This is a genomic window from Caballeronia sp. LZ062, from assembly GCF_031450785.1.
Classification (GTDB): Bacteria; Pseudomonadota; Gammaproteobacteria; order Burkholderiales; family Burkholderiaceae; genus Caballeronia.
On sequence record NZ_JARTWB010000002.1, the window covers coordinates 1320131 to 1335441 of the forward strand.

Genomic DNA, 15311 nt, shown 5'->3' on the forward strand with positions numbered 1-15311 from the left:
TCAGAACGGATGCGCTTCGGAATCAGCGTCGAGCGCGGCGGTGGCCTGGATGATCTCCGGCGCGATGTCGGGCAGCACCGAGCCGAAGCGAAGATGCGCCTCACGCACCGGCGCGAACGAACGCCGATGATGTTCGCAAGGCCCGTGCTCGCGGAGCGCGGCCAGATGCTGTGGCGTGCCGTAGCCGGCGTGGACATTGAAGCCGTACATTGGATGCGCCTCGTGCAACTCGCAAAGCAGACGATCGCGCGTGACTTTCGCGAGGATCGAGGCCGCGGAGATTTGCTTCACGAGCGCATCGCCGCCGATCACGGCTTCCGCGCGTATCGACAGCACCGGGCAGCGATTGCCGTCGACTTTCACGAGCGTCGGCGCAACCGACAGCCCTTCGACCGCGCGCTTCATCGCCAGCATCGACGCGTGCAGGATGTTGATCGTGTCGATTTCCTCGACGCTCGCCGACGCGATGCAATACGCGAGCGCGCGATCCACGATCTTCTCGTAGAGTTCCTCGCGCTTCTTCGCCGACAAGGCTTTGGAATCGTCCAGCCCGTTGATGCGCGGTTTCGCCGGATCGAAGATGACCGCGGCCGCCACGACCGGTCCGGCAAGCGGACCGCGCCCGGCTTCATCGACGCCGCAGACGATGTCGAACGGCGAGCTGAAATCGAGTCCGCGTTGCGCCGACCGGTTCGCAGCCTTCATTGCGGTCTCCGCGTGTCGAGCACCCGCGCCACGGCTTCGGCCGCCCGCTGCGACGTGTTCTGGCGCAGCGCGATGTGCATCTCGGTAAAAATCTCGGTCAGAGTACGGCGGTTCGCGTCGTCGTTCAACTGTTTCAGCGTGGCATCGGCGAGGGCTTCGGGCGTCGCGAAATGCTGAAGGATCTCCGGCACGACGAAGCGCCCCGCCAAAATGTTCGGCAAGCCCACGTACGGCAGATAGCCCTGCCGCTTCATGATCTGGCCCGTGAGCCAGGGCACCTTGTATGAGATGACCATCGGCTTCTTCAGGAGCGCGGCTTCCAGCGTGACCGTGCCGCTTTTCACGAGAATGGCGTCGGCGGCGGTCATCGCGGTTTGCGCGCGCCCGTCCGTGATGGTCAGCGACAGATGCGGATGCGCCTCAACGAGCGGCTGCAGCAACTCGCGCAGCGCCGCGTTCGCGGCCGGCATCAGAAAGCGCACGCCCGGCTCGCGAAGCTGCATCAGCTCCATGGCGTCAAAAAACGTCGGGCCGATCAGCGCGATCTCCGAACGGCGGCTGCCGGGAAGCACCGCGATGACTGGTCCGCCTTCCGCGATGCCCAGCTCGCGCCGCGCGCCCGCCGTATCGGGCTCCAGCGGAATTTCATCGGCGAGCGGATGGCCGACATAGCTCGCCGAGACGCCTGATTTCGCCAGCAACGCGGTTTCGAAGGGGAACACGCACAGCATGTGATCGACCGCTTTGACGATCTTCTTGATGCGCCCGCCGCGCCACGCCCAGATCGACGGACACACGAAATGCACGGTTGGAATGCCGGCCTCGCGCAACGGCTGTTCGAGTCCGAAGTTGAAGTCCGGCGCATCGACGCCGATGAACACCGACGGCGGATCGGCCAGCAACTGCCGCTTCAGCTCGTTGCGAATACCGAGAATTTCGGGAATATGCCGCAGCGCCTCGACATAGCCGCGCACGGTGAGCTTGTCCATCGGCCAGTGCGCTTCGAAGCCTGCGGACGTCATGCGCGGGCCGCCGATGCCGCTATAGCGCGTGGCCGCCGGCAGGCGTTCCTGCAAGCCCTGGAGCAGCGAGGCCGCGAGCAGGTCGCCGGACGGCTCGCCCGCGACCATCGCGACGCGCGGTGCAGTGGTGATCAGCGTCATCGGGTGCGCGATCAGCGGATGATGCCGCGCTGCGACGCCGCGATGAAATCGGTGAACGCTTTGACCGGCACGTCGCCGTCGCCGCCCGCCGCGCCCAGTTCCTTCAGTTGCGCCTTGGCTTCTTCGAGCGACAGACCGCTCTTGTAGACGATGCGATATGCCTGGCGCAGCGCCGAAATGGCGTCCGGCGTGAATCCGCGACGGCGCAGACCTTCGACGTTGATGCCGTGCGGCTCCGCCTTGTTGCCGGCGGCGATCACGAACGGCGGCACGTCCTGCACGAGCGCCGACGCGCCGCCGAGCATCGAATGCGCGCCGATACGCACGAACTGATGCACGCCCGACATGCCGCCGACGATGGCGTGATCGCCGACCGTCACGTGCCCGGCGAGTTGTGCGTTGCTCGACATGATGACGTGGTTGCCCAGCCGGCAGTCGTGGCCGACGTGCACGTAGGCCATGATCCAGCAATCGTCGCCGATGGAGGTCACGCCCTGGTCCTGCACCGTTCCCGTGTGCAGCGTGGTGAATTCGCGAATGGTGTTGCGGTCGCCGATTTCGAGACGCGTCGGCTCGTCGCGATACTTCATGTCCTGCGGCCGTCCGCCGATGGACGCGTAGTGGCCAATGCGGTTTTCGCGGCCGATGGTCGTGTGACCTTCGATCACGCTATGCGAGCCGATGGTCGTGCCCGCGCCGATGACGACATGCGCGCCGACGACCGCGTACGGCCCGACTTCGACGGAATCGTCCAGTTGCGCGCCCGGCTCGATGATCGCGGTGGGGTGAATGATGGTCATGCGCCTCGCCTCTGTATGCTGTGTTTCTGCCGTTATGCGCTGGCGTCCGTGTTCTTCACGGTGCACATGAGTTCGGCTTCGGCGGCCGTCACGCCGTCCACTTCGGCGCGCGCCTTGAACTTCCAGATGCCGCGCATGTACCGCTCGAAGTTGACGTTCAGAATCAGCTGATCGCCCGGTTCCACCACGCGCTTGAAGCGCGCACCGTCGATGCCGACGAAGTAGTACAGCGTGCTCGTCGGATCATGCGGCTCTTCGGCGAACGTCAGTAGCGCGGCGGTTTGCGCGAGCGCCTCGAGAATGAGAACGCCGGGCATCACGGGCCGCGTCGGGAAATGTCCCTGGAAATACGGCTCGTTGATCGACACGTTCTTCAGCGCCTTGATGCTCTTGTGCGGCTCCAGTTCCAGCACGCGGTCCACGAGCAGGATCGGATACCGATGCGGCAGCAGCGTGAGGATCTTATGGATGTCGAGGTTGATTTTTTCTGTGCTCATGGTGGTTCTGCTCGCGCGCATGTCCTGCGCGGAAATTGACTGCGGGCGTCCTGCGCCCGCTCGTGAATCTGCTGTGTTGCCGGCGTTCGCTCGAGCGCCCGTCCGGCAGCCGTGCTTATGCTTCGTCGCCCTGCTTCGCGCCCTTTTCCTTCTGCTCGCCTAGAGCGGCTTCGAGCGCCTTGATGCGATCGCGGAGTTTGTCCAGATTGCGCACGAGCGCGGCGCTCTTGTTCCAGTCGGCATGGCTCACGGCCGGGAACGCGCTCGTGTACATGCCGGGCCGCGTGAGCGATTTCGAGACGCCCGACTGCGCCGTGACAATCACATGGTCCGCCAGCGTCACGTGTCCCGCGATACCCACCGCGCCGCCGATCATGCAATGCCGCCCGATATTCGTGCTGCCCGCGATGCCCGCGCAGCCGGCAATCACCGTGTACCCGCCGATGCGGCAGTTGTGGCCGATCTGCACGAGATTGTCGATCTTCACGCACTCTTCGATGACCGTATCGGCCATGGCGCCGCGGTCGATGGTGGTGTTCGCACCGATCTCCACGTCGTCACCGATCACCACCGCGCCGACCTGCGGAATCTTCACCCAGCTTCCGGTGCGCGCCTCGCCCTCGCCGACGAAATCCGGCGCGAAGCCGAAACCGTCCGCGCCGATCACCGCGCCCGCGTGCACGATCACGCGCGCGCCGAGCCTGCATTCATGATAGACGGTGACGTTCGGATACAGATGGACGTCGTCGCCGAGCGTGACGCCGCGCCCGATCGACACGCCCGCGTCCAGGCGCACCCGCTCGCCGACGACCGTCCCCGCTTCCACCGTGACGTGCGGGCCGATGACGGCGCTCGCGGCCACTTTCGCGGCCGGATCGATAAACGCGCTGGGATGCACGCCGGGCGTCGCTTTCGCCGATGCCAGTTCGATGAACGCCTGCGCAACGCGGGCGAAGTAAGCGTAAGGATTCGGCGTGACGATGAAATTGCTGCCTTCGCGCGGCGCGGAGAGCTTGTCGAGATCCGCGCGCGAAATCAGCACCGCGCCGGCGCGCGTCGTCTCGACCTGCGGCAGGTACTTCTGGTTCGCGAGGAACGAAAGCTGTCCGGGGCCCGCCTTGTCGAGCGGCGCGAGGCCTTCGACGCGATGCGTGCCCTGGCCGACCACTTCGCCGCCAAAGCGCCTGACCAGTTCGTCCAGCGTGATCGCCATGCCTGATGCCATGCCTGTGAAAACTCCTCGTCAGTTCGGGCTCGTGCCGCCGTTCTGGCTCGTCGCTGCGAGCGCCTTGAGCACCTGATCGGTAATGTCGATACGCGGGCTCACGTACACCGCTTCCTGCACGATCAGGTCGTAGTGCTGCTGCTCGGCGATCTGCTTGATGACCTTGTTCGCGCGATCCAGCACCGCCGCGAGTTCTTCGTTGCGGCGCTGATTCAGGTCTTCCCGGAATTCGCGCTGTTTGCGCTGAAAGTCCGCGTCGAGCTGGGCGAGATCGCGCTGGCGCGCGGCTCGGTCGAGCGGCGACATGGACGCGCCGTTCTTGTCGATGTTGTCCGACATGGACTTGAGCCGCTGCGCCATGTCCTGCAGCGCCTTGTCGCGCTTGGAGAACTCCTGCTCCAGCTTCGACTGCGCCGCCTTCGCCGCCGACGATTCGCGCAGGATGCGGTCCGAGTTGACCGCTGCGATGCGCGCTTCCTGAGCGTCCGCTTTCGCGACGGCGCCAAGGCCTACGACCATAGACAACGTCAGCGCCAGCGCCGCATGTTTCGAAAGCTTACCGGTTCGCAAAGTGTTCCTCACGTCACGTCTATTTGAATGAAGTCCGCGTTCGTTCACGTCGGGCCGTCTTTTAGAAGGCCGTACCGATCTGGAACTGGAACTTCTGGTACTGGTCGCCCGTGTGCTTCTGCAGCGGGAAGCCGAGGCTCAGCTTGAGCGGGCCGATCGGCGAAATCCAGGCGAGACCCACACCGTAGCCGTAGCGCAGCCCGTTCGCGCCGTCGCTCGTACCGCCCTGATTCGGGTCGCCCCACACGTTACCGGCATCGAGGAACGTGAACACGCGCAACGTGCGGTCGTAGCCCGTGCCCGGCAGCGGGAACGTCAGCTCGATATTGCCGACCGCCATGCGCGAGCCGCCGATCGGATCGTTCGTCTTCGCGTCGCGCGGACCCAGCGAGCTCGGCGAATAGCCACGCACCGAACCGATACCACCCGCGTAGTAGTTCTTGAAGATCGGGTACGTCTGGCCCTGGAAGCCCTTGCCGTAGCCGCCTTGCAGGTTGAAGCCGAGCACGAAGCCGCGTGCGAACGAGTAGTAATACTGGAACTGCGCGTCGAACTTGGCGTACGTTGTGTTGCCCAGCGGCGTGCCGTATTCCGCGTTCGACTGGATGTAGTAGCCGCGGCTCGGCACCAGCGCGCTGTCGCGGTTATCGCGCGACCAGCCGACCGTCACCGGATAGTTGTTCACCACGCGGCCGAAGTCCTGCACGTACTTCTGATAGGACGCCGGTGTGTTGCTGTCCACGTCCATGGTGTTCTGCTCGGCGCCGAGGCCGAAGAACACGGTGTCCTGCTCGGAGAACGGGATGCCGAACTTCGTGTCCGCGCCCATCGTCACGATCTTGAAGCTCGAATCGGTCGAGTAGTACAGCGGCTCGTAGGTACGGTAGTAGGCGTCCGTAATGCGCTTGATACCGTCGATGGTGAAGTACGGATCGACCTGCGTAACCGTCAGCGTGCGATACGTCTTCGCCGTGTTGACGTTGACCGAGAGGCTCGTACCCGAACCGAACACGTTGTCCTGCGAAACGCCCGCCGACAGTACCACCTTGTCGGTCGACGAGAAACCCGCGCCCAGCGTGATGGCGCCGGTCGGCTTTTCGGCCACCTTGACGTCGACATCCACCTGGTCGTTGGTGCCTTCCACCGGCGTCGTGGTGACGTCCACGTCCGTGAAATAGCCGAGACGATTGACACGGTCCTTGGAGAGCGCGAGCCGGCTCGAATCGAACCACGAGCTTTCGAGCTGGCGCATTTCGCGGCGCACCACTTCGTCGCGCGTGCGCGTATTGCCGACGATGTTCACGCGGCGCACATAGACGCGGCGGCTCGGATCGACTTGCAGCGTGAGCGCGACCGTGTGATGCGCCTGATCGATCTCCGGCTGCGCATTCACCTGCGCGAACGCGTAGCCATACTGTCCGAGCTTGTCGACGATCGCCTTGGTGGTCGCCTGCAGCTTCTCTGCCGAGAAAAGCTGACCCGGCTTCACGGTGATGAGCTTGTTGAGTTCGGGCTCGCGGTCGAGCAGATTGCCGGCGAGCTTGACGCTCGCGACCTTGTACGGCTCGCCTTCATGCACCGCGATGGTCAGGTACATGTCCTTCTTGTCCGGCGAGATCGACACCTGCGTGGAGTCGATGCTGAACTCGAGGTAACCGTGATTCAGGTAGTACGAACGCACGTTCTCGAGGTCGCCCGTCAGCTTTTCCTTCGCGTACAGGTCGCTCTTCGTGTACCACGAGAACCAGTTCGGCGTGGACAGTTGCATTTCGCTCAACAGCGTGCCGCTGCTGACTGCCTTGTTACCGACGAAGTTGATCTGGCGAATCTTTGCGCTCGGGCCTTCCGCCACCGAGAACAGGATCGAGACGCGATTGCGGTCCACCGGCGTCACGGTCGTCGTGACTTCGGCCGCATAGTAGCCGCGCGTCAGGTACTGGCGCTTCAGTTCCTGCTCGGCCTTGTCGAGCAGCGACTTGTCGTATGAGCGGCCCTGCGACAGGCCGACAGAGCGCAGCGCCTTGTTGATCGTGTCCTTGTCGAACTCGTGCAGACCGGTGAATTCGATATTCGAAATGGCCGGCCGCTCCTGCACCTGCACGACCACCACGTTGCCTTCGGTTGCAATCTGTACGTCGTTGAAAAAGCCGGTTGCATACAGCGCGCGAATCGCTTCGGAGGCCTTGTCGTCGGTGAACGTGTCGCCTTGCTTGATCGGCAGATAAGCGAACACGGAACCCGGCTCAATGCGTTGGAGCCCTTCGATCCGGATATCCTGCACGACGAAAGGCGTGGTGGCGTGTGCCGCCATGCCCGTTGCGGCGAGCGCCGCGGCCACAGCCGACTTAGGAACAAAGCGATGAGGTTTGAACAACGTGCTTCCCCAGTATTTAAAGCTGCATTCGTTCCGGCGGTCGCGTGAGGAGCGCCGCCAGACATTATCAAAGTGGATCAGAAACGGATCAGGCGAGTCAGGTCGTTGAAGAGCGCGATCATCGACAGAGCGACGATGCAGACCAGCCCCGCCCGCTGCAGAACCAGCTGCCAGCGATCGGACACGGCTTTGCCGGTAACGGCTTCAACCAAATAATATAACAGATGCCCACCGTCCAAAACCGGAATCGGTAACAAGTTCAACACACCGAGGCTAATGCTGACGAGCGCCAGGAAAGACACGAACGCGGTCAGACCGAGCCGCGCGCTCTTGCCCGCGTAATCCGCGATGGTGACCGGGCCGGACAGGTTCTTCAGCGACGCCTGCCCCACGATCATGCGGCCGAACATGCGCAGCGAATACACGCTGATGTCCCACGTGCGATTCACGCCGAGACGCAGGCTTTCGAGCGGACCGTAACGGACGTCGACGGTGGGCAACTGGTTCGCGAGCGCCGCGCCGATGCGGCCGACGTCCTTGCCCGTCGCGGCGTCGCGCTTCACATTGGGCACGATCTGCACGGACGCGCGCTTTGCATCGCCGCCCGTGCCGCGTTCGATCACGAGCGTCACCGGCTTGCCGCCGTGCGCTTTCACGTAATCGATGAAGCTCGTCGCGTTGTCGACCGGGCGGCCGTCGATGGCGCGCAGCCGGTCGCCAGCGGCAAGGCCACTCTTCTGCGCCGCGCTGCCCGGCTCGACGCCCGCGACCGTCAGCGTGCCGCCGCCCGGCGTGAAGCCGAGCTTGTCCATGAAATCCTGTTCGGCGTCCGCGTCCGTGATGCCCGCGACGTTCACCGGAAAGTCGAAGGTGCCGTCGTGCGTCTTCGCCATCAGCACGACGCGCCGGTGATCGAAGGACGCGTCGAGCAGCTTCCAGCGCAGGTCGGACCACGAGCGGATCGGCTCCGTCTGGCCGCCTTGCGCGTCGCGCATCGACATGATCTTCTCGCCGCCCTCGAAGCCGGCGCGTGCGGCGGCCGTCGCGGGCGCGGGCGTCGACACGATCGCCTGCGGTTCGGTCACGCCGCCCGCGAACACGGCGGAGAAGAGCGCAATCGCCAGCAGAAAATTCGCCACCGGCCCGGCCGCGACGATCGCAATGCGCTTGATGACCGGCTGCCGGTTGAAGGCGCGCGGCAAATCCTCGGACGGGATGCTGTCCTCGGTCTCGCGTTCGTCCAGCATCTTCACGTAGCCGCCGAGCGGCAGCGCCGAGATGGTCCACTCGACGCCGGTCTTCTTGCTGACCCAGCGCACGAGCGGCTTGCCGAAGCCGACCGAGAACCGCAAGACCTTGACGCCGCACAGTCGCGCGACGCTGTAGTGACCGAATTCGTGGACGACGACGAGCACGCCAATCGCGACGACGAAGGCGACGATTTCGGTCAGGAAGTTCATGACGGCCTCAATGGGCGATGGGTTCCGCGCCTGGCGCGCTCGCAGTGAGCTCTGCGACGAAACGGGACGCGAGACGGCGCGCGCTGGCATCGGCGGCGAGCACGTCGTCGAGCGATGCGGCGCTCGTGTTGGGCAACGCGTTCAGCACGCGCTCGACCACGCCGCCGATGGACATGAAGCCGATCCGGCGCGCGAGAAACGCTTCGACCGCAATCTCGTTCGCCGCGTTCAGCGCCGCGCTCGCGATGCCCCCGGCTTCGAGCGCGTCGATGGCGAGCGCGAGACAAGGAAAGCGCGCGAAGTCCGGCTTCTCGAACGTCAGCGACGCGATCTGCGCGAGATCCAGCGGCGCGACGCCCGAATCCACGCGATCCGGAAACGCCAGCGCGTGGGCGATAGGCGTGCGCATGTCCGGATTGCCGAGTTGCGCGAGCACCGAGCCGTCGGCGTACGACACCATCGAGTGAATCACGCTTTGCGGATGGATCAGCACTTCGATGCGCGAGCCCGGCAGATCGAAGAGCCAGTGCGCCTCGATGACTTCGAGGCCCTTGTTCATCATCGTCGCGGAATCGACGGAAATCTTGCGGCCCATCGCCCAGTTAGGATGCTTGCAGGCCTCGTCGGGCGTGACGTCGACGAGCGTCGAAGGCTCGCGCGTGCGGAACGGCCCGCCGGACGCCGTCAGAATGATCTTGGACACGCCGCCGTGGAGCCGCGCCTCGTTGTCCGCGCAGGGCGGCAGGCACTGGAACACGGCGTTGTGCTCGCTGTCGACCGGCAGCAGCACGGCGCCGTTGTCGCGCACTGCGTCCATGAAGATCTGGCCGGACATGACCAGCGCTTCCTTGTTGGCGAGCAGAATGCGCTTGCCGGCGCGCGCGGCGGCCAGCGTCGGCGCAAGGCCCGCTGCACCGACAATCGCCGCGACCACGGTATCGCACTGGGCGGCGCGGGCCACCTCGACGAGCGCGTCCGGGCCGTGCGTCACTTCGGTCTTGCTGCCTGCGGCGCGCAAGGCCGCGGCCACGCGCGCGGCAGTTTCAGCGTCGCCCACGACCGCCACTTCGGGCTGAAAGCGCAGACATTGCGCGACGAGTTTGTCGCCGTTGCGGTGGGCGGTGAGCGCGTAGACCGAGAACCGGTCCGGATGCCGCTCCACGACGTCGAGCGTACTGTCGCCGATCGAGCCCGTGGAGCCGAGCAATGTAAGACGTTTTTGCATGAAATCTTCTCTGGCCGATCTATGCGAGCATGAGCAATGCGATCGGCAATACAGGCAACAATGCGTCGATGCGGTCGAGCACGCCGCCGTGGCCCGGCAGCAGACCGCTCGAGTCCTTGACGCCGGCCTGGCGTTTCAGGAGCGATTCGAACAAATCGCCGACCACGCTGAACGCCACCAGCACGGTGAGCGCGACGAGCGCGCGCGCCCAGCCGAGATGTCCGACGAAAGCGGAGAACACGGTCGGCGCATAGGCGCCCGTGGCCGCCGCCAGCGAGCCGGTCACCATGACGGCCAGCCAGCCGCCGATGGCGCCTTCCCACGTCTTGCCCGGACTGATGGACGGCGCGAGCTTGTGGCGGCCCAATGCTTTTCCGGCGAAGTATGCGCCTATGTCAGCCAGCCAGACGACTAGTAGAAGCGATAGCACGAATGCCACGCCGACGGTGCGCGCCGCGACGACCGCATGCCAGCACGCGACGAACACGATAATACCGGCGAAAAGCAGGAAGGCGCGCCACGCGCCGCCTGCCAGAACCGGCTTGCGCAAGAGCGCGTACGGTCCCGCGAGCACCCAGAAGATCGCCGCCATCTGGAAGAGCGCCTTGGGCGCGACGCCGAGGTACGTGCTGAAAATGAGGGCGAGTCCCGCGACCAACGCGTAGGCCACCGGCCCTGCGCCGTTGAGCTTCAGCAGGCGTCCCCACTCCCACGCGGCGAACACGACGACAAAGCCGATCAGTGCGCCGAATGCGCCGATCGGCGCGAATAGCGTGACCGGCACAAGAACTGCCAGCAGCACGATTGCCGTGATGACACGGGTCTTTAGCATGAAAGGGTGTCGGCCTTCTGCGATTGCGAAGCGAGTTGCGCGCTGGTGCGCCCGAAACGGCGCTCACGGCCGCCATACGACGCGATCGCGCGGTCGAGCGCGTCGGCGTCGAAATCGGGCCAGTAGGTATCGGTAAAGTAAAACTCGGTGTACGCGAGCTGCCACAGCAGGAAATTGCTGATGCGCTGCTCGCCGCCCGTCCGGATGAAAAGGTCGGGCTCCGGCGCGTAGGCCATGGCGAGATGCTCCGCGAACGACTCGTCGTCCACGCGGGCGGGCGCGCCCTGTTCAAGCGATTGCGCGATGAGCTTTTTCGTCGCCTGCATGATGTCCCAGCGCCCGCCGTAATTGGCCGCGATGGTCAGCGTGAGGCGCGTGTTGCGCGCGGTCTTGGTTTCGGCTCGCTGGATGAGCGCGCGGATGCGGTCGTCGAACATGGAGACGTCGCCGACCACACGCAGGCGAATGCCGTTGGCGTGCAGCTTGCCGATCTCGCGTTCGAGCGCGGTCACGAACAGGCGCATCAAAAACGATACTTCGTCCGTCGGACGACGCCAGTTTTCGGAACTGAACGCGAACAGCGTGACGAACTCGACGCCGCGCTTCGCGCAGCTTTCGACGGTCGCGCGCACCGCATCCACGCCGCGCGTATGACCGGCGACACGCGGCAAACGCCGCTCGGTCGCCCAACGGCCGTTGCCGTCCATGATGATCGCGACGTGGCGCGGGACAGCCGCGACATCGGGCACGCGAACGGTAGAGCTGGTATAGGTCATGGCCGCTGAGTCTTGTAATCGACGGGAAGTGAAAAGCCAGCCTCGGGTTTTTCGTTACGCGAGGCTGGCAGGACCGGCTTTCGGCCTCACACCGTCATGATTTCGGCTTCTTTCGTCTGAACGAGCTTGTCGATTTCCGCCACGAACTTGTCGGTGAGCTTCTGAACGTCGTCGCTTGCGCGGCGCTCGTCGTCTTCCGAGATTTCCTTGTCTTTCACGAGCTTCTTCAATTGCTCGTTGGCGTCGCGACGCAGATTGCGCACCGCGATCTTCGCCGTTTCGCCTTCGCTCTTCACGACCTTCGTGAGTTCGCGGCGGCGCTCTTCGGTGAGCGCAGGCATCGGCACGCGAATCAGATCGCCTTGCGTGGCCGGATTGAGGCCGAGATCCGATTCGCGGATCGCCTTTTCGACGACGGCGACCATCTTCTTTTCCCACGGCTGCACGCCGATCGTGCGGGCGTCGACAAGCGTCATGTTCGCCACTTGCGAGATGGGCACATTGGAGCCGTAGTAATCAACCTGGATGTGATCCAGCAGACCGGTGTGCGCGCGGCCCGTGCGGATCTTGGCGAGATCGGCCTTAAATGCCTCGATCGATCGCTGCATCTTCTGATCGACGCCCTTTTTAATGTCAGCCACACTCATTTGAACCTCCAAAACCTGGGTTTACTGGCGATGCGAGCGCCCGCTTCGCCCTCTTCCGGCGCGGTTCACGCCGGGTGCGCGCGGCGCCCGATTACGCGAGAGTTTACACGTGGACGAGCGTCCCTTCGTCGTCGCCTTGCACGATGCGCTTAAGCGCGCCGGCCTTGGTGATCGAGAACACGCGGATCGGCAGTTTCTGGTCGCGGCACAGAGCGAAAGCCGTGGCGTCCATCACCTGCAGATTGCGGCCGATCGCTTCGTCGAAGCTGATCGTGCTGTAGCGCGTCGCGCTCGGATCTTTCTTCGGGTCGGCGGAGTATACGCCATCGACCTTCGTCGCCTTCAACACCACTTCGGCGCCGACTTCCGAGCCGCGCAGCGCAGCAGCGGTGTCCGTCGTGAAGAACGGATTGCCCGTGCCGGCCGCGAAAATCACGACCTTGCCCTCTTCGAGCTGGCGAATGGCTCGCGGGCGAATGTACGGCTCGACCACCTGATCCATGCGCAGCGCCGACTGCACGCGCGCCTCGATGCCTGCGTGGCGCATGGCGTCCTGCAGCGCGAGCGCGTTCATCATCGTGGCGAGCATGCCCATGTAATCGGCCGTCGCACGGTCCATGCCGGCCGCGCCGCCTGCCACGCCACGGAAGATGTTGCCGCCGCCGATCACGACGGCCAGCTGTGTTCCCATCCGCACCACTTCAGCGACGTCCGCCACCATCCTTTCGATTGTTGCGCGATTGATGCCGAAGGCATCGTCGCCCATGAGGGCTTCGCCGGAGAGTTTGAGGAGTACGCGTTTGTAGGCTGTGGGCATATGAGGTTCCGATCGCGCCGAGGAGGGTTGCAACAACGTAGAACTGTAGGGGTGAAACAATATTTACCGCAAGCGGCCCGGATCGGAACGACGGGCGCGGCATGCGCGGGTTAACCCGAACCTACCGCGCCCGCCACGTGATGCGAACCGGAACGCCTTGATGCTTGCGGCAGATGCGTGCTGCGATCCGCCGCGGATGTTCGCTTCGACGCGGCGCCGCGCCATTCAGCGCACGCGCCGCGGGTACGGCTTACGACTGCTTGGCCGCCGCGACTTGCGCCGCCACTTCTGCCGCGAAATCGTCCTGGCGCTTCTCGATGCCCTCGCCCACCACGAAGAGCGCAAACTTCTGCACCGAGGCGTTGGCTGCCTTCAGCATCTGTTCGATCGTCTGCTTGTCGTTCTTCACGAACGGCTGGTTCAGCAGCGAGACTTCCTTCAGATACTTCTGGACGCTGCCGTCGACCATCTTCGCGACGATCTCAGCCGGCTTGCCCGATTCAGCAGCCTTCTGCTCGGCGATGCTGCGTTCCTTCGCGATCAGATCGGCCGGCACTTCGTCCGCCGACAGCGAAACCGGCTTCATCGCGGCGATGTGCATCGCCACGTCCTTGCCGACTTGCTCGTCCGCGCCGGTGAACTCGACCAGCACGCCGATGCGCGTGCCGTGCAGATACGACGCGAGCTTGTTCGACGTTTCGAAGCGCACGAAGCGGCGGATCGACAGGTTTTCACCGATCTTGCCGACGAGCGCGAGACGCACGGCGTCGACCGTGTTGCTTTCGTACGGCATGGCCGACAGCGCGGCCACGTCAGCCGGGTTGCTCTTCGCGACCAGCGCCGCGATGCCCTTGCCGAAGGTCATAAAGTCGTCGTTCTTCGCGACGAAGTCGGTTTCGCAGTTCAGCTCGACGAGCGCGCCCACGCCGCCTTCGACGTGCGCCACGACGATGCCTTCGGCCGTCACGCGCGATGCCGCCTTGCTCGCCTTGTTGCCGAGCTTCACGCGCAGCAGCTCTTCAGCGCGCGCCATGTCGCCGTCGGCTTCGGTCAGCGCCTTCTTGCATTCCATCATCGGCGCATCGGTCTTCGCGCGCAGTTCTGCCACCATGCTTGCGGTAATTGCCGCCATCATTCGCTCCTTGAGTCTGTTTGATACGTGCCGCCGGCGCGTCTGCGCCCACGGCAAAGATTGGTTCAACCATCGCGCCGACTAAAAAAAAGGGGCCTTTCGCAAAGCCCCCTTTTTTGCCGGCCACAGGGCTCGATTACGCCTCTGCGTTGACCTCGACGAACTCGTCGCCTTCGCCGTTGCGCACGGCCTGAACGACGTCGTTCACGGCGTTCGCGCGGCCTTCGAGTATCGCGTCCGCAACGCCTTCGGCGTACAGGGCGACGGCCTTCGACGCGTCGTCGTTACCCGGGATCACGTAGTCGATGCCTTCCGGCGAGTGGTTCGTGTCGACCACGGCGATGACCGGAATGCCGAGCTTCTTCGCTTCGGTGACGGCGATCTTGTGGTAGCCGACGTCGATCACGAAGATCGCGTCCGGAATGCCGCCCATGTCCTTCACGCCGCCGATCGACTTTTGCAGCTTGGCGATTTCGCGTTCGAACAGAAGGGCTTCCTTCTTGCTCATGCGCTCGGTTTCACCCGACTCGACCGCTGCTTCCATGTCCTTCAGGCGCTTGATGGACACTTTCAGCGTCTTGAAGTTCGTCAGCATGCCGCCGAGCCAGCGGGCGTTGACGAACGGCATGCCTGCGCGCTGCGCTTCCTGCGCAATGGTGTCGCGCGACTGACGCTTCGTGCCGACGAAAAGAATCGTGCCGCGATTCGCTGCCAACTGGCGCACGTACTTCAGCGCGTCGTTGTAGAGCGGCAGCGTCTTTTCGAGGTTGATGATGTGAATCTTGTTGCGATGACCGAAGATGTACGGGGCCATCTTGGGGTTCCAGAAGCGCGTTTGGTGACCGAAGTGGACACCGGCTTCCAGCATTTGACGCATCGTGACTGCCATGAAATTCTCCGCGAGGGTTAGGTCTTAAGCCGGCTGCCGCATCCTGCGCCCGGTTTCAGCGACATCTCTCGCTGCCCGGACGCCGGACACCCTGGGTGCGCCGGCTTGAGTTTCGAAATAGCGCTGCCTTGTGAACCGCGAACGCTTCTAAGTCCAGCCACACCGAGTGGACTAAGACTTAGCCCATGAGTATAGCATG

At 64.2% G+C, this 15311-nt stretch carries 15 protein-coding genes; all 15 read right to left on the bottom strand.

The window, feature by feature from the left end; genetic code table 11:
* Entirely contained in the window at positions 1-705 is a 705-nt protein-coding gene (rnhB, locus tag P9239_RS12275) for a ribonuclease HII (RefSeq protein WP_309751118.1), read from the bottom strand.
* The gene (gene lpxB, locus P9239_RS12280; RefSeq protein WP_309751120.1) at positions 702-1868 is read right to left on the bottom strand and encodes a lipid-A-disaccharide synthase; all 1167 of its coding nucleotides are present in this window, start codon (positions 1866-1868) and stop codon (positions 702-704) included. The genes rnhB and lpxB overlap by 4 nt, the downstream gene beginning before the upstream one ends.
* Before the next feature lie 11 nt (positions 1869-1879).
* The gene (lpxA, locus tag P9239_RS12285) at positions 1880-2668 is read right to left on the bottom strand and encodes an acyl-ACP--UDP-N-acetylglucosamine O-acyltransferase (RefSeq protein ID WP_309751123.1); all 789 of its coding nucleotides are present in this window, start codon (positions 2666-2668) and stop codon (positions 1880-1882) included.
* 32 nt (positions 2669-2700) lie between these two features.
* Positions 2701-3165 carry a 3-hydroxyacyl-ACP dehydratase FabZ gene (gene fabZ, locus P9239_RS12290; protein WP_309751125.1) on the bottom strand — a complete coding sequence of 155 codons (465 nt, stop codon included), beginning with the start codon at positions 3163-3165 and terminating at the stop codon, positions 2701-2703.
* 115 nt (positions 3166-3280) lie between these two features.
* A complete protein-coding gene (gene lpxD, locus P9239_RS12295; RefSeq protein WP_309754026.1) occupies positions 3281-4378 on the bottom strand; it encodes a UDP-3-O-(3-hydroxymyristoyl)glucosamine N-acyltransferase in 1098 nt (365 codons plus the stop codon).
* Between the two features lie 30 nt (positions 4379-4408).
* Positions 4409-4909, bottom strand: a complete 501-nt coding sequence (locus P9239_RS12300) for an OmpH family outer membrane protein (protein ID WP_309754028.1) — start codon at positions 4907-4909, stop codon at positions 4409-4411.
* Between the two features lie 112 nt (positions 4910-5021).
* Complete coding sequence (bamA, locus tag P9239_RS12305) at positions 5022-7334, bottom strand: outer membrane protein assembly factor BamA (protein WP_309751129.1); 2313 nt, start codon at positions 7332-7334, stop codon at positions 5022-5024.
* A 77-nt stretch (positions 7335-7411) separates the two neighbouring features.
* Complete coding sequence (rseP, locus tag P9239_RS12310) at positions 7412-8794, bottom strand: RIP metalloprotease RseP (protein WP_309751133.1); 1383 nt, start codon at positions 8792-8794, stop codon at positions 7412-7414.
* A 7-nt stretch (positions 8795-8801) separates the two neighbouring features.
* A complete protein-coding gene (locus tag P9239_RS12315) occupies positions 8802-10019 on the bottom strand; it encodes a 1-deoxy-D-xylulose-5-phosphate reductoisomerase (RefSeq protein ID WP_309751135.1) in 1218 nt (405 codons plus the stop codon).
* A 19-nt stretch (positions 10020-10038) separates the two neighbouring features.
* Entirely contained in the window at positions 10039-10851 is an 813-nt protein-coding gene (locus P9239_RS12320; protein ID WP_309751137.1) for a phosphatidate cytidylyltransferase, read from the bottom strand.
* Complete coding sequence (gene uppS, locus P9239_RS12325) at positions 10845-11627, bottom strand: polyprenyl diphosphate synthase (protein WP_309751139.1); 783 nt, start codon at positions 11625-11627, stop codon at positions 10845-10847. Before uppS ends, P9239_RS12320 begins: the two co-directional genes overlap by 7 nt.
* Positions 11628-11713: 86 nt before the next feature.
* The gene (frr, locus tag P9239_RS12330; protein ID WP_159835988.1) at positions 11714-12274 is read right to left on the bottom strand and encodes a ribosome recycling factor; all 561 of its coding nucleotides are present in this window, start codon (positions 12272-12274) and stop codon (positions 11714-11716) included.
* Positions 12275-12377: 103 nt separating this feature from the next.
* Positions 12378-13091, bottom strand: coding sequence for a UMP kinase (gene pyrH, locus P9239_RS12335; RefSeq protein ID WP_159835987.1), 714 nt, complete (start codon positions 13089-13091; stop codon positions 12378-12380).
* A gap of 250 nt (positions 13092-13341) precedes the next feature.
* Complete coding sequence (tsf, locus tag P9239_RS12340; RefSeq protein WP_309751146.1) at positions 13342-14223, bottom strand: translation elongation factor Ts; 882 nt, start codon at positions 14221-14223, stop codon at positions 13342-13344.
* 136 nt (positions 14224-14359) lie between these two features.
* A complete protein-coding gene (gene rpsB, locus P9239_RS12345) occupies positions 14360-15112 on the bottom strand; it encodes a 30S ribosomal protein S2 (RefSeq protein ID WP_087043768.1) in 753 nt (250 codons plus the stop codon).
* Positions 15113-15311 lie beyond the last annotated feature (199 nt).